Below are 19,819 nucleotides of genomic sequence, written 5' to 3'. Positions count from 1 at the left end.
CTTTATATTTTTGGTTTCTTGAATCTTGTGTCTTTCATCTTGATTCTATTAATGATACTTCAGTTTCATTTCAGGTTTAATCTTCAGAACGGTTTCGTAGATAAGTTTGATGACATTCCCTACATCTTCTTTAGACACCATTTCCACTGTTGTATGCATGTAGCGCAAAGGTAAGGAAATTAATGCACTTGGTACCCCGCCATTGGAGTGGGCAAAAGCATCGGTGTCTGTTCCTGTTGCTCTGCTTGCAGCTGCTCTTTGATAAGGGATCTTTTTGGTTTTTGCGGTGTCAATAATCAATTCTCGGATGGTGTGATGAACACTTGGTGCAAAGAATACCACTGGTCCGTCGCCGCATTTCTGGTTCCCTTCTTTTTCCTTTTCAATCATTGGAGTTGTAGTGTCGTGCGTTACATCTGTTACAATTGCAATATTAGGTTTAATGGTGTCAGCAATCATGTCTGCACCGTATAGACCTACTTCTTCCTGTACAGAATTGGTGATGTAAAGTCCAAATGGAATAGATTTTTTATTTTCCTTTAAAAGACGTGCTACTTCAGCAATCATAAAGCCTCCAATCCTGTTGTCCAGGGCTCTGCAGACGAAGTATCTGTCGTTCATTTCAAAGAATTCATCAGGATAAGTAATCATGCAGCCAACAAAGATTCCCATTTCTTCCACCTCTTTTTTGGAAATAGCTCCACAATCGATGAAGATATTTTCAATTTTGGGAGTAGGTTCATTCTGATTGCTTCTGGTATGAATGGCTGGCCATCCGAATACCCCTTTTACAATTCCTTTTTCTCCATGAATGTTAACTACTTTAGAAGGGGCAATGGTCTGGTCTGAACCTCCATTTCTGATTACGTAGATGAGTCCCTCATCAGTTATGTAATTAACGTACCATGAAATTTCATCAGCATGAGCTTCAATCACTACCTTAAATTCAGCCTCAGGATTTATGATGCCATAGCAGGTTCCATAATGATCCACTTCAATTGTATCTACATACGGTCTGATATAGTCCATCCAGACCTCCTGTCCTTTGTGTTCATAACCGGTTGGTGATGAAGTGTTTAAATATTTCTCTAAAAATTTCAAAGATTTCTTTTCAAATTTCATAAAAAGGAATGATTTTTGCGTTTAATTTTTGTTCTTATAAGTGTAAAAATAATGAATTTTAGTAAGATTATCTGCCTTTTTATTTTCTTTTTGGGAGTCAGTGTTTTTGGTCAAAAGGATTCTGTGATAGCAAAACCTCTTAACCAATATCCAGCCGAGTCTCTGAAGGTAGATGAATTTGGGAATAAGTATTATTACGACGAACAGCAGAAGGTGAAGATCTATGAAGTGAACGGGGAGCCTGTAGTCGTAATGGATGAGTTGGTTTTGGTTAATAAACCGAGGTTTAATAATCAGTTAGATAAAAATTATTATTATTTCCTTAATAAGAAATTGTACAGAGTATACCCGTTATTTGTAACTGCTTTGCAGCAGTACAGAGATATTCAGGTGGATATGAATGATATGGATAGTAAGGCTAAAAGAAAGTTTGTAAGAGAAAGGCAGAATATGCTTGCCGATCAGTATGAAAAACAACTGAGGGATCTTACAACCACTGAAGGACAGGTTTTTGCCAAGCTGATGAATAGAGCTACCGGTAAAAATGTATATGAAATCATTAAGGAGCTTAGAGGGGGATTCAGTGCTTTTTGGTGGAACCTAAAGGGTAAAATGGCTGATATTGATCTTAAGGAACGATATAATCCTCATGTCAACAGAACTGATGAGTTTGTAGAATCATTACTTCAGTCCAATTGGAATTCAGGGTACCTGAAGCCTTATCCTGGGGCAAGTGACTTTAAAGTAAAGAAATAAATATAAAATTCCTGTAAGTAATCTTACAGGAATTTTTCTTTTAATTTATCAAATACAATTTTGTCTATAGGTAGAGGAAAAGGATTGTCTGGTCTGTCAATCTCCATCCATTCTGTTTTTTCGATGCACGGATCCATAATAAGAAATTCATTTTCATCCACAATGTTCACTATATAATATATGGTAAGCAGTTGTTCATTCTCTCTAAAGCGGGAAACCAGGAAATCCTCCTGTGTGTAAAAATGTTCTGCAATATTGATCTTTACATTAAGTTCTTCATCAAATTCACGGTGCAAGCAGTCTAATGTTCCCTCTCCGTATTCCAATCCACCGCCAGGAAATTTCACTAAAGGTTCACCGGCATATTCCTCAAACAGGGTTAAAACTTTTTTATCTTTTACTGCACAGCCATACACTCTAATGTTGATCTTGTCTATCATATATATAATGTAAAATAATTTGTATAGCTAATGTAAGGAATTTTTATGAGGCGTATAGGGGTAAAAAATATAAAATAACATGCTAATCTATTAAGGATTGCATTCATTTTATATTTTACATCTTCACTGCATTAATCATCTCTCTTTTTCCAGGAGGGCCTTGTTTCTTCTCTACATTAAAATTAAGCTCCTGTAGGATTCTTCTTACGCTGCCTTTAGAAGAGTAGGTTGTTAATAATCCGTTAATGGCCATTTTGTCAGAAACCATTTCAAATAAAGGTTTTTCCCAAAGATCAGGTTGTACTCTGGCGCCAAAGCAATCAAAGTAAACAAGATTGATTTTAGGCAGATCAATGTCCTTTAGATCAAAAAAGTCACATTCTATCTTTTTTAAGTTGAATCCACTAATGATTTCAACTGGCTTTTCCCAATCTGCTAGATGAATTTTCTGATAAATATTTTTTAACTCTGGGTTATCAAAAAGTTCAAAGTAAGCCAAATCCTTAACTTCCGATTCATTTATGGGGTATTTTTCAAGAGAAAAATAGTTGATGACATGATTTTTGTCAGTTTTTAAATATTCATTAATTGTCACTAAAACATTCAAACCTGTTCCAAAACCTAGTTCTAAAATATTAATTTCGCAATCATTTATTAGATTTAGTCCATTTTTGATAAACACGTGTTCTGCTTCTTGGAGAGCTCCGTGGTGAGAATGGTAGTTTTCATTTAAATCATTGATAAACAATGTTTTACTTCCGTCGTTTGTGGTCTTAATTTCTCTTTTCAAGCTAATTTTTTGTCAAATTTACTCTAAAATTTTTATATTTAGAAAATTATGTTAAATTTGTAGAACATCGTAAAAATTTTAAAAAATGATAATTCAAAAAACTGAAAACTCCAGAATTTCTACATTTGACCCGAACAATTTTTCATTTGGTGGTACATTCATAGATCATATGATTATATGTGAGTACGAAAATGGAAAATGGGGTGATGTAAAATTAGTTCCTTACGGTCCCATTCCATTTACACCTGCTATGATGGGGGTAAACTATGGACAAGCTTGTTTTGAAGGGATGAAAGCCTATAAAGACAAAGATGGGCAGGTTTTCCTTTTCAGGCCTGAAAAGAATTTTGAACGTATCAACAAGTCAGCGAAGCGTCTTGCTATGCCTGAGGTGACTGAGGAAATGTTTTTAGACGGATTAAAAGCACTAGTAGATATTGATAGAGACTGGATTCCTCAAGGAGAAGGAATGTCATTATATATCAGACCTTTGATTTTTGCTACAGAAGAAGCTTTAAAAGCTAGAGTTTCTGAGAAATATATGTTTGCTATTGTTGCAACACCAGCGAAAAGCTATTATTCAGAACCGGTTTCTGTAAAAATTTCTGATCACTATTCAAGAGCTGCAAACGGTGGAGTAGGTTCTGCTAAAGCGGCAGGAAACTATGCAGCTTCTTTCTACCCAACACAATTGGCTATTGAAGAAGGATACGAGCAAATTATCTGGACTGACGATGCTACTCACGAATATTTTGAAGAGAGTGGTACAATGAATGTGTTTGTAAGAATTAACGATACAATCTATACACCTCCAACTTCTGAGAAAATTCTTGATGGAGTTACAAGAGACAGCTTCCTTCAGTTGGCTAAGAAAAGAGGAATTGAAGTGAAAGTAGAACCAATTCCTGTGAAAACAGTAATTGAAGCTTTAAAGAATGGTAACCTTAAAGAAGTATGGGGAGTAGGTACAGCAGTAGTTACTACTCAATTCCAGGCTTTAGGATACCAAGGCGAAAAATTGGCTCTTCCAAGATTATCTGATGAAGAAAGCTATGCAGCTACCCTTAAAAAAGATTTGGTAGACCTACAGAACAATCTTTCTGAAGATCCATTCGGATGGAGAGTTGTAGTAGATCACGCTTTAGAAACAGTTTAATCTTAACTGAATAAAATAATATAAAAGCCAGGAAATTCCTGGCTTTTTTTATTTATATTAAATTGTTCTGGTAAATCCTGGGATAAGTTTTGTAATTAATTCATGAAATGTGTATTTTCGCATAAGTTTATGAAAAAATTACTCTTCATATCAGCCATAAGCCTGTTGGGTTGCAATAGAAATGCACAGACGGCTCATCCTCCGGTAGGAGGTGTTTTAAGCCAAAAAGATCTGGATGTTTCTAAGAACAGGATGAAAAATCTGAACGTTATAGAGAGAGGCCAGATTCAGGATTGGATCAACGGACAAACTGTAAAGTATTATCCTACGCAGCTTAACTATTGGGTTACGGTGGATGGCTATGATCGTAGAGAAAGAAGAGCAGATAACAGCCTGATCTCTTATTCTTATGAATTATACGATTTTGATCAGACCAAGATCTATGATCAGCCTTTTGAAAGAAGAGATGCCAAATTCGGGCATTTTGATGAACTGAAAGCGGTGGAGAATGCTTTGCGTTTTATACATAATGGAGAGGAAGTAACGCTTTTGGTGCCGTCTACTTTGGCTTACGGAACTTTTGGAGACGAAAAGAAAATAGATAACGATATCCCATTAATCATAAAATTAAAAGCTTTATAATACATGAAATTGTTTAACAAAAATATAATTCTGGCGGCGGCAAGTATTTCGCTGATGAGTTGTACCCCAATTTATAAAAAAATGAACGTAGACAAAGAAACTTACGAAGGTCTTAATGACGGACTTTATGCTAATCTTCAAACCACAAAAGGTAACTTGATCGTTAAGTTTGAGGACAAGAAAGCACCAGTAACTGTAGCCAACTTTATCGGTCTTGCAGAAGGGAAAATCGATAACAAAGCTAAGGCTAAAGGAGTTCCTTACTATGACGGAACTATTTTCCACAGAGTGATCAAAGATTTCATGATTCAGGGAGGTGATCCTCAGGGAACAGGAATGGGAGATCCTGGATATAAATTCGAGGATGAAAGAAATGACCTTAAACACACTGGAAAAGGAATTCTTTCTATGGCGAACTCCGGACCAAACACCAATGGTTCTCAGTTCTTCATCACTGAAGTAGCTACACCTTGGTTAGATGGAAGACACACGATCTTCGGAAAAGTGGTAAAAGGTAATGATGTAATTGATGCTATTGCCAATGTTGAAAAAGGAGCTCAGGATAAGCCTAAAACAGATATCGTTCTAGAGAAAGTTTCTGTTTTCGGAAAAGGTGATGAGTACAAAAACTACGATGCAGCTAAGACTTTCAACGAAGGAAAAGCTAAGATTGCAGAAAATAACAAAGCTTTCATCGCTAAAGAAGAGGCTGAAAAAAAGAAAAAAGAAGAAGAGTTCAAAGCAAACCAGGAAAAATTAGTTGAAAACCTAAAAGCTGGAATGCAAAAAACTGAATCAGGTCTTTACTATAAAATCACTAAAACGGCTGATGGTAAAGCTCCAAAATCTGGCGATAACGTATCTGTACACTACGCTGGAAAGTTAGTAGACGGTACTGAGTTCGATTCTTCATTCAAGAGAAACGAGCCGATCGAAATTCCAATCGGAATGGGAAGAGTAATCAAGGGATGGGATGAAGGTATCCTATTGTTAAAAGAGGGTGAAACTGCTACTTTATTGATTCCGCCAGCAATGGGTTACGGAGAAAGAGGAGCAGGAGGAGTTATTCCACCAAACTCTTGGTTAGTTTTCGATGTTGAGCTTGTAAAAGTAAAATAATTGAATCTTTTTTAAGATATGAAAGCCGTTCTGAAAAGAGCGGCTTTTTTGTTTTGATAAAAGTACCGTAGAAATCCGGATTTCTGTAAATGAAAAATATTTCTATCTTTATCAATCACCAATGAAACAAAATAAAAGAACATGTTTGATCTAAATTATGATTTAATAAAAAAGGAGATTGAATCAGAAACTTGTAAAGAGCACGGCTTGCATCCAGAGTTTGTAAAAACAGATGATGGATTTGGAATTAAAGCCTGTTGTCAGCCTTTTCACGAAGAGCTAGTAGCAAAATCTGAAAAAATTATTGAAGAAGAAACTACAAAATTCCTGGATAAGATGATGAAGGATATCTTTAAGGAATAAATATTGAAAGATTTTATTAAAAAAACCGCCCCAAAAGGGCGGTTTTCAGTAAAAGAAAGATTAAAAAGTTATATGTTTCTGCTTGATCTTTTCCTCATTCCAGTTCCGGCTAGGGAACTGATGAATACAAGGCCAAAGCCGATATAAGCAGCAAATGCTGTCAAATATATAATTAAGCTGTTAAAGCTTGGTTTTAAGGTGTATACCAATACAGAAAAGGCAGCAAAACTCAACACCAATAATAGGCTCCAGATATGCATTTTCGCTGCGTCTTCATTTTTCTTAAAAATCATTTCAAAAAAGGCTCTCATCATTACTAACATTTTAAGGGTTATACATTAATTAATTAGAATAAAGCAACGCAATCATCACGGTAAAAAGAATGGCATATTCTTTTACTGGGCTAAGGTCCACGATGACTTTGCCGTTTATTTATATCGTTATACCGGGCTTAAAGTCCGGGATTTATAGTTTTTTGAATCAATATATGATTCATGGGGTTAAATGATACCAGCCAGATACGGGGCATAATACTGCTGTGAAAAATTAACTGAGGGTTAATCTATCACATTCCCGTATCTTTTACGGCATCGTAGAAAAAAAAGGATTCATATACATCAATATGAACTTTGAATCAGTGGAAAACTGAAAATCCACAGAAAACCTTTTTTCTCATCCTTAGTGTTTTTTTATAATTTTTTCTCTAAACATTACATACCAATTTCATGCCAAAGTGATAACTCTACTATTAACAGTTTGAGTTATTTTGCTGTAATGTGTTGTTTGTGAGTTTATCATGTATGATATTTTCTTAAACGAAGAAAAAATAAATTTATTAGGAATGAAAACCAAAAATAAATGAGAGGGATTGGGTAAAAGAAAAATACATCTTCTTCCAGATTTTGGAAATGAAAAATTACTTAAAATGTAAATGCAATCTAAACGATGTATAGTGTAAATGGGGTAGATTTATAAAGTAGACAGACTAAAGCCTATGTCTATTGAATTTTACTAGTTTTTTTGAAAATACCTGCGGTATTCGTCATTGAAGTTTTATGTCAATTTAATTGGTAAATCAAAAATAAAAAAAGCCCATAAAACCTTATCTAATAAGATTTATATGGACTCTTTAATGTGCTAACCGGTACTTTTTACCAGTTTTTATCAATCATATAAATTATCTGTGTCATTGTTATGGCTCCTAATAGAAGTTCTCTTCTGTTTACCTTTTCAAAAGTATCTTCTTCTGTATGATGAATATCAAAATAACGTTGAGAATCCGGCATTAATTCTGCTGCAGGAATTCCCATATCATGTAGGGGATAAAGGTCTGTTCCTGAAAATCTTTCTTCAAAATTATAGACTCCGTACGGCAGGAATAATTTTGACCAGCCCTGGATTTGTTTTCTTTTGGAATCATCCATATCAAGAGCAATTCCTCTTGGGGCAAAACCTCCGGCATCAGATTCTATGGCAAAAAGATGCTTTTCATTGCTTTCTTTTACTGTTTTTCCATATTGGATACCTCCTTTTACGCCATTTTCCTCATTGGCAAAGCAAACAACTCTGATGGTATGATTGTTTTGTATTCCTAGTTTTTTGAATGTTCTTACCACTTCAATGCTTTGAACAATTCCTGCGCCGTCATCATGTGCTCCTTCACCTACATCCCAAGAATCAAGGTGTCCACCTACTACGATTACGCTTTGATCTTTTTTACCTGTGATCTCACCAATAACGGAGTGGGAGAGCTTTTCTCCTTTCATTCCGCAGTTGGAATTCAGCTTTGCCGTGATTTTTTGATTTTTTAGCAGGGCTTCAAGTTCGTCTGCGGTAGTGCTTCCAATGGCTACAGCGGGTATTTTGGAAACACTTTCGTCATAGCGCATGGCTCCTGTGTGCGGAACATCATCAAATGCAGAGGAAAGTGATCGTACAATGGCAAATTTCCCACCTTTCTTAGCTGTTAAAGAGGCGGCTGTTGATCTATATTTTGAAGCATCACTATAGCCTTTAAAGGTTTCAATGAATGATTGTTTGAAGGCGTAATTAAAGAATACAATTTTATCCTTTACTTTTTCGGCTGGGAGCTGGTTGTATTCGTCCATAGATTTTACCATGATAATTTCTTCTGAAACATCCTTTCCGCCTGTTCCTTCAGAATTTCCTAAGGATAACATTTTAAGGTTTTTCCAGTTGCCATTGGAGGTTTTGATGTGAAGAGATTCTTTTCCTCTTTCCCAGACAGGAATCATGACTTCCTGAAGCCATACCTTGTCTGCACCTGCATCACGAAGCTTCTGTTCGGCCCATTTTATGGACTTTTCATAGGCTTCGGAACCGCTTAAACGGTGGCCGATATTTTTTGTGAGTTCTCGTAGATCATTGTATCCTTTTCCGTTGTTTAAAACTTCCAGAGATATTTTACTGAACTGTAGAGAATCTTCTTTAGATTGGCCAAAAACAGCCATTCCAAAAAGTAATAATGAGGTTCCTAGTATCTTTTTCATTGTTTACCAATTTTTATCAATCATATAAATAAGTTGGGTCATAACCGTTGCTCCAAGGAGTAGTTCCCGGCGGTTTACTTTTTCAAAAGTATCTTCAGCGGTGTGGTGAATATCAAAATAACGTTGGGGATCCGGAACGAGCTCTGCCGTGGGAACTCCCATTTCGTGAAGCGGAGCAATATCTGAACCTGAATATTTTCCTTCAAAATTATAAACACCATAAGGTAAAAATAGATTTACCCAGCTTTTGATCTGGTTTCTTTTGGTGTCATCCATTTCCAGTGAAATTCCTCGGGGAGAAAAACCTCCGGCATCCGATTCTATGGCAAAAAGATGTTTTTCATTCTTTTCTTTAGCGGTTTTTCCATATTGCTTTCCACCCTTGGTCCCGTTTTCTTCATTGGCAAAGCAGACCACTCTGATGGTATGGTTGTTTTGTATTCCTAGTTTTTTGAATGTTCTTACCACTTCAATGCTTTGAACAATTCCTGCGCCGTCATCATGTGCTCCTTCACCCACATCCCACGAATCAAGGTGCCCGCCCACCACAATTACATCTTGGTCTTTTTTACCAGTAATTTCGCCGATAACGGAGTGGGAGAGTTTCTCGCCTTTCATTCCGCAGTTAGAATTGAGTTTTGCCGTAATTTTTTGTTTTTTTAATAAGGCTTCAAGTTCATCTGCTGTTGTATTTCCGATTGTTACCGCAGGAACTTTTAAAATGTTGTCTTCATACTTCATATTTCCGGTATGAGGAACGTCGTCAAAGGCAGAAGACAGTGATCGGATAATGGCAAATTTCCCTCCTTTTTTAGCTGTTAAAGAGGCGGCAGTTCTTCTATAGGCTCCAGCCTCCCGATAGGCGATAAATGTTTGTACATGTCCTTGATTAAAAGGATAGTTAAAGAAGACAATTTTCCCTTTTACTTTTTCTGCAGGCAGCAAATCATATTCTTCCAAAGATTTGACCATAATGATCTCTCCTGAAACATCCCTTCCGCCTGTTCCTTCTGAATTTCCTAAGGATAGCATTTTAAGGTTTTTCCAGCTGCCATTGGTGGTTTTGATGTTAAGGGATTCTTTTCCTCTTTCCCAGACAGGGATCATGACTTCCTGAAGCCATACCTTATCTGCACCTGCATCACGAAGCTTCTGTTCAGCCCATTTTACGGATTTTTCATAGGCTTCTGAACCGCTTAAACGATGGCCAATGGTTTTGGTGAGTTCGTGCAATTCATTGTATCCTTTTCCATTGTTTAGGATTTCTGTGGAGATTTTATTGAACTGTATGGAGTCTTCTTTAGTTTGTCCTGATAAAAAGGTTACTCCTAAAGTGATTAATGATAGGTTTACAATTTTTTTCATGTTACCAGTTTTTATCGATCATAAAAATCAACTGCGTCATGGCTGCGGCACCCAAGAGAAGTTCTCTTTTATTTACCTTGTCAAAAGTATCCTCTGCAGAGTGATGATAATCAAAGTAACGCTGTGTGTCTACAACGAGTTCTGCCAATGGAATATCCAGTTTCTTCAAAGGGGAAATATCCTGTATGGCATAGGTTTGATCAAAGTCATAAATTCCGTAAGGGAGGAAATAGTTTTTCCATTCAAAAATTTGCTTTCGTCTTTGTGGAGGCATATCTAATGAGAATCCTCTTGGCGAATAGCCTCCTGCATCTGTTCCTAGAGCGAATACGTGTTTTTCTTCTTTCTTTTTTACATATGCGGCATACATTTCACGACCTTGGCCTCCATTTTCACTGTTGGCGTACAGAACTACACGGATGGTGTGATTATTTTCATATCCAAGTGCTTTTAAGGTTCTTAAAACTTCAATGCACTGTGCAACTCCTGTTCCATCATCAATGGCTCCTTCACCAATATCCCAAGAATCAAGCTGAGCACCTAAAACAATTACTTTAGAATCTTTTTTACCCTGAATTTCAGCAATAATATTTGGATTTGTAGTGCTGCCTTTTGATTCGGCAGTCATGTTGATTTTAGCGGTAACCTTTTGTTTTTTTAATGTTTTCTCCAACTCATCTGCTGATTTTACCCCTATTGATAAAGCTGGAATTTTTACTTTATCATCTGGTTCATAATAAATCATTTTAGCATGAGGAGTGTCATCATTAGCAGTTGTTAATGATCTTATAATTAGTGCTTTTGCTCCTGTTTTAGCAATTACAGAAGCCGAAATTAGTTTTGATTTTGCGGTGAGTAAATAAGAATCGCTTGTATTTACAATGGTGGGGTCCATAGGAACATTCACGAAAACTATTTTGTCTTTTAGCTGACCAATTGACATGGCGTTAAGTTCTGAAGTGGAGTTGATTAAAATAATTTCCCCCGTCAGGTCTTTTCCTCCTGTTCCTTCAGAGTTTCCGAAGGAGAGCATTCTGATATTTTTCCAATCTCCGCTTCCTGTTTTTATTTGTAGAGATTCTTTTCCTCTGATCCAGACTGGAGCTTTGGCTTCTTGTCTCCAGATCATATTGATACCAATTTCCTTGAACTTTCTTTCTGCCCATTCGGTTGCTTTTGTGTATCCCGGAGTCGCACTAAAGCGTGGTCCTATTCCTTTTGTAAGTTCTGCAAGGTTTTCGTAGGCTGCACCATTGGTTAAGATTTCGTCAGAGATTTTTTTAAACTCATCATGATAATTGAACTTGACTGTGGTGCTTTTTTTTGCCGGATTTTTATGTGGCTTTTTTTGAGAAAATAAAAATCCACTCAAAAAGAGTGGAAGTATGATGAATATTTTTTTCATTTTTTATTTACCTTTCTTTTTCCGATGTTAAAAGTAGGGAAAAAATAGGAATTTATTAAGGTTTCATGTCGTACATTAACAGAGCTGTAATCAATTTTGGTTCAATAAATGTACATTTTGGAGGCATGCTTAATTTTAAGTCTGAAATTTTAATCATATCATTAAAACTTACAGGATAAATACCGAAACCTACCTTACCTTCATTGTTGTCTACCTTTTCTTTTAAAAGATTAATTCCGCTAAGGTTAGAGGTACCCTTCACGTAGGAAATTAATTCAGAACTATCAGGATCTTCTATTTTTAAAATACCCTTGAATATGTATTTGTCTAATAAATGGTGATCCAGGTTATCCAATGACATTTCTTTTGAACGGAGATCATGCTTTACATGAAGAGAATAGAACTTACCATCCAAATACATTGAAATGTGAAATTTCTGAGACGGGAAATAAGAGGCTTCTCCTTTTTCGTGAATCAAGAAGTATTCTTCAAGCTGTTTTAGAAAGTCTTCTTTTGAAAGTCCGTTCAGATCATGTAAGATTCTGTTATAATCGTGGATCTTAATGGATTGGTTGGAAACGATAAAACTGTATACAAAGTTGTAAAGTTCTGTACCGTTATGTCTTTTGTTCTTATCCTTGTGGCGTTTTGCATTGATTGCTGTAGAGCCAATTCTATGGTGTCCGTCAGCAATATAAAATGAATCAATCTGATCAATTACTTCTTTAAACTGCTGTAGCTTCAGACGGTTATCTATTCTCCAGATTTTATGTCTGATCCCAATGGTGTCTACATGATTGAAGATAGGAACATTTTTTTCCTCGTGGTTCATCAGCAACTCAATTTTTGAGTTGGCAGGGTAGGTAAGAAGTACAGGTTCTGCCTGCAGATTTACTTTTTCAAGATAATGAGCCAGTTTCTCCTTTTTCTGGGGAATTGTACTTTCATGTCTTTTGATTTTTCCATTCCAGAAATCTTCAATACTTGCCAGTCCCAAGAGTCCTCTGAAAATTTGCTTATTAGGATATATCTGCTCATAAAGATAGTACGCAGAATTATCCTGGACCAATTTCTTTTCGTCCAGCAATTCTTCAAAGGTAGATCGGATCTTCCTCAGGTTCCGGTCTATATCCTTAGATTTACTTACAACATATGGCTTAATCATATTGATGTAAGTGTTTTCAACCTGAGCTTTCTCAGCGATTTCTTCCTGGGTAAAATTATCCAGTGGATGAGTAGGGAAAGTATCCTCAAAGTCTCTGTGAGGTCTTATTCCACGGAAAGGTTTAAAAACAGGCATATTTATCTTATAGTTTCTTTTTGTAGCTTAATAATTTGTTCTGCAAGTTCGATACCGATTTTCTCTTGCGCATCTACCGTATTTCCTCCTACATGGGGAGAAAGTGATAATGCTGGGTTCATTAATAAAGGAAGTTCCGGGCTGGGTTCGTTTTCAAAAACATCCAATGCTGCTCCGGCTACTTTACCAGAATCTATGAAATCTATCAGTGTTACTTCATTTATCACACCGCCTCTTGCAGTATTTACAATATAGACGCCATCTTTCATTTTTTCAAATTGAGGGGTATCTATAATGTATTCATTCGTCTTAGGAGTATTGATGCTGATGAAGTCTGCTTCTTTTAGAAATGTCTCCATATCATTGGAGGAAGTGATTTCAAAATTTACAGACTGTCCATCAAAGAAATTCAAAGTAAGAACTTCTGTTTTTGGACTTCTTGTAAGGACCTTGATTTTCATTCCCAGGGAAATTCCTATTTTGATGACTTCCTGCCCAATGCTTCCAAAGCCTATTACTCCTAATGTTTTTCCTGAAAGTTCATAGGCATTACTGAATGACTTCTTCATGGCATTGAAGTGGGTTTCTCCCTCCAAAGGCATTAGTCTGTTTGATTCGTGAAGAAATCTTGCCAATGAGAGAAAATGTCCGAATACCAATTCTGCTACGGATTTTGAAGATGCAGTAGGGGTATTGATTATTTTTATACCCTTGCTTTTTGCATACTCAACATCAATATTATCCATCCCGATGCCCCCTCTTCCTATAATTTTAAGGTTTGGGCATGCATCAATCAGGTCTTGTCTCACTTTCGTTGCACTTCTTACGAGAAGAACATCCACATTATTATCGTTGATAAAATTAATAACGTGATCTTGAGCCACTCTATTGTCCAGAATTTCAATTCCGGCTTCTTTTAAAGCGCGTTCTCCTGATTTTGAGATTCCATCGTTTGCTAAAACTTTCATGTGTTATTTTATTATAGATGCTAGATTTTAGATGTTAAAAGTCAGACTTTAAAGGTCCAAAATATGAGATCTGCAATCCATTAATCTTTTTATTTTTTGGGTCGCCTAATATAAGTTATTTTATCGACTTCATTACATCCACCAATACCTGTACGCTTTCAATTGGTAAAGCGTTGTATAAGCTGGCTCTGTAACCTCCCAGACTTCGGTGTCCGTTTAGTCCGCTAATACCTGCTGCCTTCCAAGCATTGTCGAACTCTTCTTTTTTGCTTTCATCTGTAATTTTGAAGGAAACATTCATGAATGAACGGTCTTCTTCTACACAGAATGTTTCAAATAACGGGTTGCTGTCAATCTCACCATAAAGAAGCTTGGCTTTTGCTTCGTTTCTTTGTTCTGCAGCAGCAATGCCCCCATTTTTTTCAAGATACTGAAGGGTTAGTAAAGAAGCATAGATTGGGAATACCGGTGGAGTATTATACATGGACTCTTTAGATATGTGCTGAGAATAATCCAGCATAGAAAGCATGTTTTCTCTTCCTGTCTTGCCCAAAATCTCTTTTTTGATCACGACTAAGGTAACTCCTGCTGGTCCCATGTTTTTCTGGGCCCCTGCATAAATTAAATCAAATTTTGAAAAATCAAGCTGTCTTGAGAAAATATCCGAACTCATGTCACATACCATCAGGGTATCTACTTCAGGAAAAGACTTCATCTGAGTTCCGTAGATTGTATTGTTGGAGGTGCAGTGGAAATAATCGTATTCTGAACCAACCGTATAATCTTTAGGAATAAAAGAATAGTTTTCTTCTTTTGATGAACCTACTACATCTACTGTTCCTAGTTTCTTTGCTTCCTTAATGGCTCCGGCTGCCCATGTTCCCGTGTCCAGGTAAGCTGCTTTTCCACCAACTTTCATTAGGTTGTAGGGTACCATTGCAAACTGCATACTGGCTCCACTTCCTAAATAAAGAACCTCATAGTCATCACCAAGATTCATCAATCTTTTTACAATAGCACGTGCTTCGTCCATTACAGCAACGAAATCCTTGCTTCTGTGAGAAATTTCAAGAAGTGATAATCCTATACCGTTAAAGTCTAAGATTGCCTGTGCTGACTTTTCGAATACTTCTTGTGGTAAGATACATGGTCCTGCGCTGAAGTTATGCTTTTTGTTCATATTTTTACTTTTTGGTTGCGTCCGGAATTGGTTTTCCTTCCTTATTTTTTGATTTTTTTGGATTTTGGATTAAAAAAAGCCGCCTCACACATTATGAGACGGAATTTTTTTATTCGCCGTGTAAGAATGCTTTTTTGTTAAGCAGAGCCTCTTCAGATTCCACATGGTCCTCATCAGGAACACAGCAGTCTACAGGGCATACAGCCGCACACTGTGGTTCTTCATGGAACCCTTTACATTCCGTACACTTGTCTGTTACAATAAAATATACATCATCACTTACAGGCTCTTGTGATGCATCAGCATCTACAGTAAGTCCTGATGGCATTGTTATAGTGCCTTGAAGTGCAGTACCTTCCGAAGCTTTCCAGTCTACGGCTCCTTCATATATTGCATTATTTGGACATTCCGGTTCACAAGCCCCACAATTAATGCATTCATCAGTTATTTTAATAGCCATCGCTAATTTTTTTTAAATTTGCACAAAATTACAAAATATTCCCCAATTTTAAAGTAATTATGAATACCGAAAATCAAGTTTTAGGACTTATTAAATTAAGTGATTATATAAAGGCGTTTTTAGCGAAGAAAACGGAAGATTACAATGAAGATGATTTTAATATTGAATTATTGTTAAAAAAGTCTGAAATAGAAAATCCATGGTTTACAATTGATAATCAGAAATTTGCTTTACGGCAATGGACTGATTTACTGACTGAAGAAAATATAAAAAACTGGCTTCAAAATTATTCAATCTCTAAAGTTTCAAAGAAAGTTGGACTTATTTTGGCCGGAAACATTCCTTTGGTTGGATTCCATGATGTGATTTCTGTTATTTTAAGCAATCATATTCCGCTTATCAAATTGTCTTCAAAGGATAAGACTATGGTTCCGTTTTTATTGAAAAAATGGAAAGAATTTTCTAATGATGTCATTCAGTTTGAATTGGTGGAGAGGTTAGAGAACTTTGATGCTGTGATTGCTACAGGAAGCAATAATACTGCAAGATACCTTGAATATTATTTCAAAGACCATTTAAGTATCATCCGTAAAAACAGAACTTCCATAGCTGTTTTAAAAGGAGATGAAACAATTGAAGAACTACAGCTTCTTGCTACTGATATTTTCCGATACTTTGGACTAGGATGCAGAAATGTGACGAGAATATTTATTCCAAAGGATTTTGTTATCGACAGGTTATTTGAAAATTTTCTTGGTTTCCAGGATATTATCAATCATAATAAGTACGTGAACAATTATGAGTACAACAGAGCGGTGTACCTTTTGAATCAGGATCAATTCTGGGACAATAACTTTGTGATGCTGAAAGAGGATGATAAGCTCTTTAGCCCGCTTTCTGTCATTAATTTCAGCAGATATGAGTCTTTGGATGAAGTGAAAGACTTTATTGCTGAAAATGAAGAAAATATCCAGTGTATTGTGGCAAAAGATGAGTTGGGATTGAATTCAATTTCTTTTGGAGAAGCCCAAAATCCAAGCCTTGATACCTATGCGGATAACGTGGATACTATGAAGTTTTTGGAAGTGGTCTGATTTTCGTATCTTCCATGACCTATATCACGAAATAACAAAATAACAGTATGAGAAAATTATTTTTAGGACTTGCAATAGTGGGTGGACAGCTAATGTTTGCACAAAAAGTTGTAGGGCTAAAGGTTGACAAAAACCAGAAAAAAGAAGTACCTGCAGCCATAAGCAAGGATAAAATTAATCTATATAACAGTAATTTATTTAAATTCCTCAACGCTTTGCAGTCTTCGGATCAAAAGACTGTTGATGAATTGATTTCCGATAAGGTAAAGGAGATTGTTACGGATGATGTCCTTAAGAAAGTTAAGGATGGGGTTGATCCCAATAAAAAGCTTGAAGTTTTAAAGGTGGGTTATTATTCCACAATGGATGGATTGAATCACCCTAATATCAAATACAAATATGAAGGAGATACTTCTTCAAAAGAGGTGTTGAGTGCAATATTTGAAGATAATGGCAAAATTCTGGGAGTGATGCCAATTGGGAATGATAAATGAATTTATTTTCGATTAAATTAAAAAAAATATTAACTATGATGACAGATGTTTTAGTCGCTCATTCTTCAGATGTGGAGAAAGCGAGTTTTTACAAGAAGACCTATTTGCATGTTGCTTTGTCAATACTTGCATTTATTGGGGTTGAGACTATTTTATTAAAAACCGTGCCTGAAGAAATTATTGCAATGATGTTCGGGCAGAGATATATCTGGTTGCTAATCATTGGCGTATTTTGGCTGGCTTCTATTTTGGCTTCCAAATGGTCGCTTTCACAAAGTAAGTCAACGCAGTATTTAGGATTAGGATTTTACATTCTATTAGAGGCTATCATTTTTATGCCGCTGCTTTTTATTGCCACTAATATGGCGGGTGGAGCAAATGTAATTTTTCAGGCTGCTACTTTAACTGTGGCAATGTTTGCAGGTATTTCTGCGGTTGCATTTACTTCCAAGAGAGATTTCTCTTTTCTAAGGAATATTATCGTAATCGGAGGATTTATTTCGATTGGATTAATCGTTGGCGGAATGGCTTTTGGTTTCAACTTGGGATTGTGGTTCTCTGTAGGAATGGTAATACTGGCTTCGGCAACTATTTTATATCAAACAAGTAAGCTAAAGGATTCTTATGGAACGAATCAGTATGTAGGAGCTGCATTACAGCTTTTTGCTTCCATTATGCTTTTGTTCTGGTATATTCTAAGTATTTTGATGAGCAGAAGAAACTAATTATTGATCAATTATTTTATCTTAAAATATAGTCCCGGTGATTTTTCATCGGGATTTCTTTTTAAACCCAAATGACTTTAGTGGTTTCACGAATAACACAATCAATAGGAGTGGACTTTATCTGTTTGCTTTAAATGAATATTATCCAATGCTTTAGCTGAAACATATAGAGGTTTTAACTCTATTTTTGCCACAGATGTCATAGATGGGACGGATTATTACGTGTATTTTTTAATGAATGAATTTTAAATATCTCAATAGGTATTTATGAAATTTTCACAAGAAATTTGTGTTTTAGTGTTTTAAATTGTAAACCCAAAAAATCCTGATGATATTCTCACCGGGATTTTAGTTGGTTATTCTTTACAATTTTTCATGCAACTTCCTGCCTCATGTGACCGGTAAAAGTCCTTTGAAGTATATTTTATAGTTGAAATAAAAAATTCTTAAAGAATAGAAAAAAGTATAGTAATGAGGAAAACCTCGGATATTTAATTTTGTGTTTTTACCATCTTTTGATTAAAATAATCGCAAAATGTTATTTGTCGATAGAGCCTAAAACCTTTTGTGCAAAAGAGTTTAAGGCATCTTTTTCACTCATTCCGTTTTGTACATTAGCGTGAACCTCTAAAGCTCCACAAATGTTTGTAATAAGTTCTCCTGCAACATTTAGATCTTCTTCACTTGTCCCTCTGAATTCGCAGAAGCTTTCCAGAACTTCCAACGTTTTCTCAAGGTTCTCAGGGGTCTGATTCTGATAGAATTGTCTGATTACTGGTAATTTCATTATGATAATTCGTTAAAAAGGTTAATTAAACTTTCAGCCTGGTTAGATTGAACCTGGTTTACCAATTCACCATTTTTAAAGATAGCGAATGTAGGCAGGTTGTCTACTTTTGCTAATTTTCTGCTTTCAGGAAGTTTTTCAGCATCTACATATAAGAAAGGAATAGTGTCATTCTCAGATGCTAATTTTTTGAATTTTGGCTTCATGATTCTGCAGTTTCCGCACCATGTTGCGCCATATTGAACAACTACTTTTTCGTTGTCATTTACAATGTTCTGTAATGTATCTTCGGTTAATTCTGTGTACATAGGTTTATTTTTTTGGAAAATAAACAATGTAACAATCTAAAAATTTACCAATCTAACAATTCAAAAAGACTTTTAAAATTGTTATACTGTTAGATTGTTACATTGTTATATTAAAATTAAGATATTAATTTTTTGCTAAGTATTCTGCTGTAGAAGTTCTGTCCGCTTTCATAGCGTCTTTACCTTCTTCCCAGTTTGCAGGACATACTTCACCGTGCTTTTGAACGTGAGTGTAAGCGTCAATTAATCTTAAGAATTCTTTTACGTTTCTTCCTAAAGGCATATCGTTTACCGCTTCGTGGAAAATTTTTCCAGTTTCGTCGATAAGGTAAGTTGCTCTGTAAGTTACGTTGGAACCTGTGAAAACTTCCTCTCCATCTTCGTTATATTCGAAATCCTGATCTACGATTCCTAATGTATTTGCTAATTGTCTGTGAGTATCAGCTAAAAGTGGGTAAGTTACTCCTTCAATACCTCCGTTATCTTTTGGAGTGTTTAACCATGCGAAGTGTACTTCATTAGTATCACAAGATGCACCGATTACTTTAGTGTTTCTTTTTTCGAATTCACCTAAAGCCTCCTGGAAAGCGTGAAGCTCTGTAGGGCATACAAAAGTGAAATCTTTAGGGTACCAGAATAAAAGTACTTTCTGTTGGTTTTTTGTTGCTTCTTCAAGGATGTTGATTTTTAAATCATCACCCATTTCAGACATTGCGTCGATTGTTAAATTCGGGAATTTTTTTCCTACTAAAGACATAATTTTCTGTTTTTATATTTAAATTTCTGATGCAAATATAGAAAAGTTTTATCTATCGAACAAACGAATATCGATAAA

22 protein-coding genes are annotated in these 19,819 nt (G+C 35.8%); 8 read left to right on the top strand and 14 right to left on the bottom strand.

Annotated features, from left to right (window positions below; genetic code table 11):
• Positions 1-48: 48 nt before the first annotated feature.
• Positions 49-1,122 (bottom strand): chryseobasin maturation metalloprotease ChrP, encoded by a 1,074-nt coding sequence (chrP, locus tag C7D53_RS08710; RefSeq protein WP_106915990.1) that lies wholly within the window; start codon positions 1,120-1,122, stop codon positions 49-51.
• A 51-nt stretch (positions 1,123-1,173) separates the two neighbouring features.
• Here chrP and C7D53_RS08705 point away from each other — a divergent pair, with 51 nt between their 5' ends.
• The gene (locus tag C7D53_RS08705; protein ID WP_106915989.1) at positions 1,174-1,878 is read left to right on the top strand and encodes a DUF4294 domain-containing protein; all 705 of its coding nucleotides are present in this window, start codon (positions 1,174-1,176) and stop codon (positions 1,876-1,878) included.
• Between the two features lie 23 nt (positions 1,879-1,901).
• Here C7D53_RS08705 and C7D53_RS08700 read toward each other — a convergent pair whose 3' ends face one another.
• Positions 1,902-2,318 carry an NUDIX domain-containing protein gene (locus C7D53_RS08700; protein ID WP_106915988.1) on the bottom strand — a complete coding sequence of 139 codons (417 nt, stop codon included), beginning with the start codon at positions 2,316-2,318 and terminating at the stop codon, positions 1,902-1,904.
• A 115-nt stretch (positions 2,319-2,433) separates the two neighbouring features.
• The gene (gene mnmD / locus C7D53_RS08695; protein WP_106915987.1) at positions 2,434-3,108 is read right to left on the bottom strand and encodes a tRNA (5-methylaminomethyl-2-thiouridine)(34)-methyltransferase MnmD; all 675 of its coding nucleotides are present in this window, start codon (positions 3,106-3,108) and stop codon (positions 2,434-2,436) included.
• Between the two features lie 85 nt (positions 3,109-3,193).
• On the opposite strand from mnmD, the gene C7D53_RS08690 reads away from it, so the two are divergent.
• The 4 genes from C7D53_RS08690 (at position 3,194) to C7D53_RS08675 (ending at position 6,388) form a co-directional block, all read left to right on the top strand.
• The gene (locus C7D53_RS08690; protein ID WP_106915986.1) at positions 3,194-4,264 is read left to right on the top strand and encodes a branched-chain amino acid aminotransferase; all 1,071 of its coding nucleotides are present in this window, start codon (positions 3,194-3,196) and stop codon (positions 4,262-4,264) included.
• Between the two features lie 129 nt (positions 4,265-4,393).
• On the top strand, positions 4,394-4,906 hold the full coding sequence (locus C7D53_RS08685) for an FKBP-type peptidyl-prolyl cis-trans isomerase (protein WP_106915985.1): 513 nt from the start codon (positions 4,394-4,396) through the stop codon (positions 4,904-4,906).
• Between the two features lie 81 nt (positions 4,907-4,987).
• The gene (locus C7D53_RS08680) at positions 4,988-6,025 is read left to right on the top strand and encodes a peptidylprolyl isomerase (RefSeq protein WP_228422314.1); all 1,038 of its coding nucleotides are present in this window, start codon (positions 4,988-4,990) and stop codon (positions 6,023-6,025) included.
• Between the two features lie 141 nt (positions 6,026-6,166).
• A complete protein-coding gene (locus C7D53_RS08675) occupies positions 6,167-6,388 on the top strand; it encodes a hypothetical protein (protein WP_106915984.1) in 222 nt (73 codons plus the stop codon).
• Positions 6,389-6,456: 68 nt separating this feature from the next.
• On the opposite strand, the gene C7D53_RS08670 is transcribed toward C7D53_RS08675, so the two are convergent.
• The 8 genes from C7D53_RS08670 to C7D53_RS08635 form a co-directional block, all read right to left on the bottom strand.
• On the bottom strand, positions 6,457-6,702 hold the full coding sequence (locus C7D53_RS08670) for a hypothetical protein (RefSeq protein WP_162926132.1): 246 nt from the start codon (positions 6,700-6,702) through the stop codon (positions 6,457-6,459).
• Between the two features lie 837 nt (positions 6,703-7,539).
• Positions 7,540-8,898, bottom strand: coding sequence for a M28 family peptidase (locus tag C7D53_RS08665; protein WP_106915982.1), 1,359 nt, complete (start codon positions 8,896-8,898; stop codon positions 7,540-7,542).
• A 3-nt stretch (positions 8,899-8,901) separates the two neighbouring features.
• A complete protein-coding gene (locus C7D53_RS08660; protein WP_106915981.1) occupies positions 8,902-10,263 on the bottom strand; it encodes a M20/M25/M40 family metallo-hydrolase in 1,362 nt (453 codons plus the stop codon).
• A 1-nt stretch (position 10,264) separates the two neighbouring features.
• On the bottom strand, positions 10,265-11,668 hold the full coding sequence (locus tag C7D53_RS08655) for a M28 family peptidase (protein ID WP_106915980.1): 1,404 nt from the start codon (positions 11,666-11,668) through the stop codon (positions 10,265-10,267).
• 55 nt (positions 11,669-11,723) lie between these two features.
• Positions 11,724-12,968, bottom strand: coding sequence for a DUF1015 domain-containing protein (locus C7D53_RS08650; protein ID WP_106915979.1), 1,245 nt, complete (start codon positions 12,966-12,968; stop codon positions 11,724-11,726).
• A 2-nt stretch (positions 12,969-12,970) separates the two neighbouring features.
• Positions 12,971-13,936 carry a D-2-hydroxyacid dehydrogenase gene (locus tag C7D53_RS08645; protein ID WP_106915978.1) on the bottom strand — a complete coding sequence of 322 codons (966 nt, stop codon included), beginning with the start codon at positions 13,934-13,936 and terminating at the stop codon, positions 12,971-12,973.
• 115 nt (positions 13,937-14,051) lie between these two features.
• Entirely contained in the window at positions 14,052-15,116 is a 1,065-nt protein-coding gene (serC, locus tag C7D53_RS08640; RefSeq protein ID WP_076355747.1) for a 3-phosphoserine/phosphohydroxythreonine transaminase, read from the bottom strand.
• Positions 15,117-15,225: 109 nt separating this feature from the next.
• Entirely contained in the window at positions 15,226-15,576 is a 351-nt protein-coding gene (locus tag C7D53_RS08635; RefSeq protein ID WP_106915977.1) for a 4Fe-4S binding protein, read from the bottom strand.
• Between the two features lie 59 nt (positions 15,577-15,635).
• Between C7D53_RS08635 and C7D53_RS08630 the strand changes: the two genes are divergently transcribed.
• The 3 genes from C7D53_RS08630 to C7D53_RS08620 are packed head-to-tail and all read left to right on the top strand — an operon-like array spanning position 15,636 to position 17,889.
• The gene (locus C7D53_RS08630; RefSeq protein ID WP_106915976.1) at positions 15,636-16,670 is read left to right on the top strand and encodes an acyl-CoA reductase; all 1,035 of its coding nucleotides are present in this window, start codon (positions 15,636-15,638) and stop codon (positions 16,668-16,670) included.
• A 47-nt stretch (positions 16,671-16,717) separates the two neighbouring features.
• Complete coding sequence (locus C7D53_RS08625; RefSeq protein ID WP_106915975.1) at positions 16,718-17,164, top strand: peptidylprolyl isomerase; 447 nt, start codon at positions 16,718-16,720, stop codon at positions 17,162-17,164.
• Between the two features lie 35 nt (positions 17,165-17,199).
• Positions 17,200-17,889 (top strand): Bax inhibitor-1/YccA family protein, encoded by a 690-nt coding sequence (locus C7D53_RS08620; protein ID WP_106915974.1) that lies wholly within the window; start codon positions 17,200-17,202, stop codon positions 17,887-17,889.
• A 538-nt stretch (positions 17,890-18,427) separates the two neighbouring features.
• Here the strand turns inward: C7D53_RS08620 and C7D53_RS08615 are convergent.
• The 3 genes from C7D53_RS08615 to C7D53_RS08605 form a co-directional block, all read right to left on the bottom strand.
• Complete coding sequence (locus C7D53_RS08615; RefSeq protein WP_002980002.1) at positions 18,428-18,676, bottom strand: DUF6952 family protein; 249 nt, start codon at positions 18,674-18,676, stop codon at positions 18,428-18,430.
• Entirely contained in the window at positions 18,676-18,984 is a 309-nt protein-coding gene (locus tag C7D53_RS08610; RefSeq protein WP_106915973.1) for a thioredoxin family protein, read from the bottom strand. The genes C7D53_RS08615 and C7D53_RS08610 overlap by 1 nt, the downstream gene beginning before the upstream one ends.
• A 124-nt stretch (positions 18,985-19,108) precedes the next feature.
• The gene (locus tag C7D53_RS08605) at positions 19,109-19,741 is read right to left on the bottom strand and encodes a peroxiredoxin (RefSeq protein ID WP_106915972.1); all 633 of its coding nucleotides are present in this window, start codon (positions 19,739-19,741) and stop codon (positions 19,109-19,111) included.
• Between the last annotated feature and the right edge of the window lie 78 nt (positions 19,742-19,819).

It is taken from the genome of Chryseobacterium aurantiacum, from assembly GCF_003020585.1.
Classification (GTDB): Bacteria; Bacteroidota; Bacteroidia; order Flavobacteriales; family Weeksellaceae; genus Chryseobacterium; species Chryseobacterium aurantiacum.
The sequence above is the reverse complement of the archived record's forward strand: the minus strand, read 5'-3'. Positions and strand labels throughout refer to the sequence as shown.

Coding starts and splice junctions, on each gene's coding strand:
- C7D53_RS08645 (WP_106915978.1), bottom strand. CDS start 13,936: ATGAAAGTTTTAGCAAACGATGGAATCTCAAAATCAGGAGAACGCGCT.
- C7D53_RS08630 (WP_106915976.1), top strand. CDS start 15,636: ATGAATACCGAAAATCAAGTTTTAGGACTTATTAAATTAAGTGATTAT.
- C7D53_RS08650 (WP_106915979.1), bottom strand. CDS start 12,968: ATGCCTGTTTTTAAACCTTTCCGTGGAATAAGACCTCACAGAGACTTT.
- C7D53_RS08655 (WP_106915980.1), bottom strand. CDS start 11,668: ATGAAAAAAATATTCATCATACTTCCACTCTTTTTGAGTGGATTTTTA.
- C7D53_RS08610 (WP_106915973.1), bottom strand. CDS start 18,984: ATGTACACAGAATTAACCGAAGATACATTACAGAACATTGTAAATGAC.
- chrP (WP_106915990.1), bottom strand. CDS start 1,122: ATGAAATTTGAAAAGAAATCTTTGAAATTTTTAGAGAAATATTTAAAC.
- C7D53_RS08620 (WP_106915974.1), top strand. CDS start 17,200: ATGATGACAGATGTTTTAGTCGCTCATTCTTCAGATGTGGAGAAAGCG.
- C7D53_RS08625 (WP_106915975.1), top strand. CDS start 16,718: ATGAGAAAATTATTTTTAGGACTTGCAATAGTGGGTGGACAGCTAATG.
- C7D53_RS08660 (WP_106915981.1), bottom strand. CDS start 10,263: ATGAAAAAAATTGTAAACCTATCATTAATCACTTTAGGAGTAACCTTT.
- C7D53_RS08690 (WP_106915986.1), top strand. CDS start 3,194: ATGATAATTCAAAAAACTGAAAACTCCAGAATTTCTACATTTGACCCG.
- C7D53_RS08635 (WP_106915977.1), bottom strand. CDS start 15,576: ATGGCTATTAAAATAACTGATGAATGCATTAATTGTGGGGCTTGTGAA.
- C7D53_RS08700 (WP_106915988.1), bottom strand. CDS start 2,318: ATGATAGACAAGATCAACATTAGAGTGTATGGCTGTGCAGTAAAAGAT.
- C7D53_RS08605 (WP_106915972.1), bottom strand. CDS start 19,741: ATGTCTTTAGTAGGAAAAAAATTCCCGAATTTAACAATCGACGCAATG.
- serC (WP_076355747.1), bottom strand. CDS start 15,116: ATGAACAAAAAGCATAACTTCAGCGCAGGACCATGTATCTTACCACAA.
- C7D53_RS08705 (WP_106915989.1), top strand. CDS start 1,174: ATGAATTTTAGTAAGATTATCTGCCTTTTTATTTTCTTTTTGGGAGTC.
- C7D53_RS08615 (WP_002980002.1), bottom strand. CDS start 18,676: ATGAAATTACCAGTAATCAGACAATTCTATCAGAATCAGACCCCTGAG.
- C7D53_RS08680 (WP_228422314.1), top strand. CDS start 4,988: ATGAACGTAGACAAAGAAACTTACGAAGGTCTTAATGACGGACTTTAT.
- C7D53_RS08685 (WP_106915985.1), top strand. CDS start 4,394: ATGAAAAAATTACTCTTCATATCAGCCATAAGCCTGTTGGGTTGCAAT.
- C7D53_RS08675 (WP_106915984.1), top strand. CDS start 6,167: ATGTTTGATCTAAATTATGATTTAATAAAAAAGGAGATTGAATCAGAA.
- C7D53_RS08665 (WP_106915982.1), bottom strand. CDS start 8,898: ATGAAAAAGATACTAGGAACCTCATTATTACTTTTTGGAATGGCTGTT.
- C7D53_RS08670 (WP_162926132.1), bottom strand. CDS start 6,702: ATGATGAGAGCCTTTTTTGAAATGATTTTTAAGAAAAATGAAGACGCA.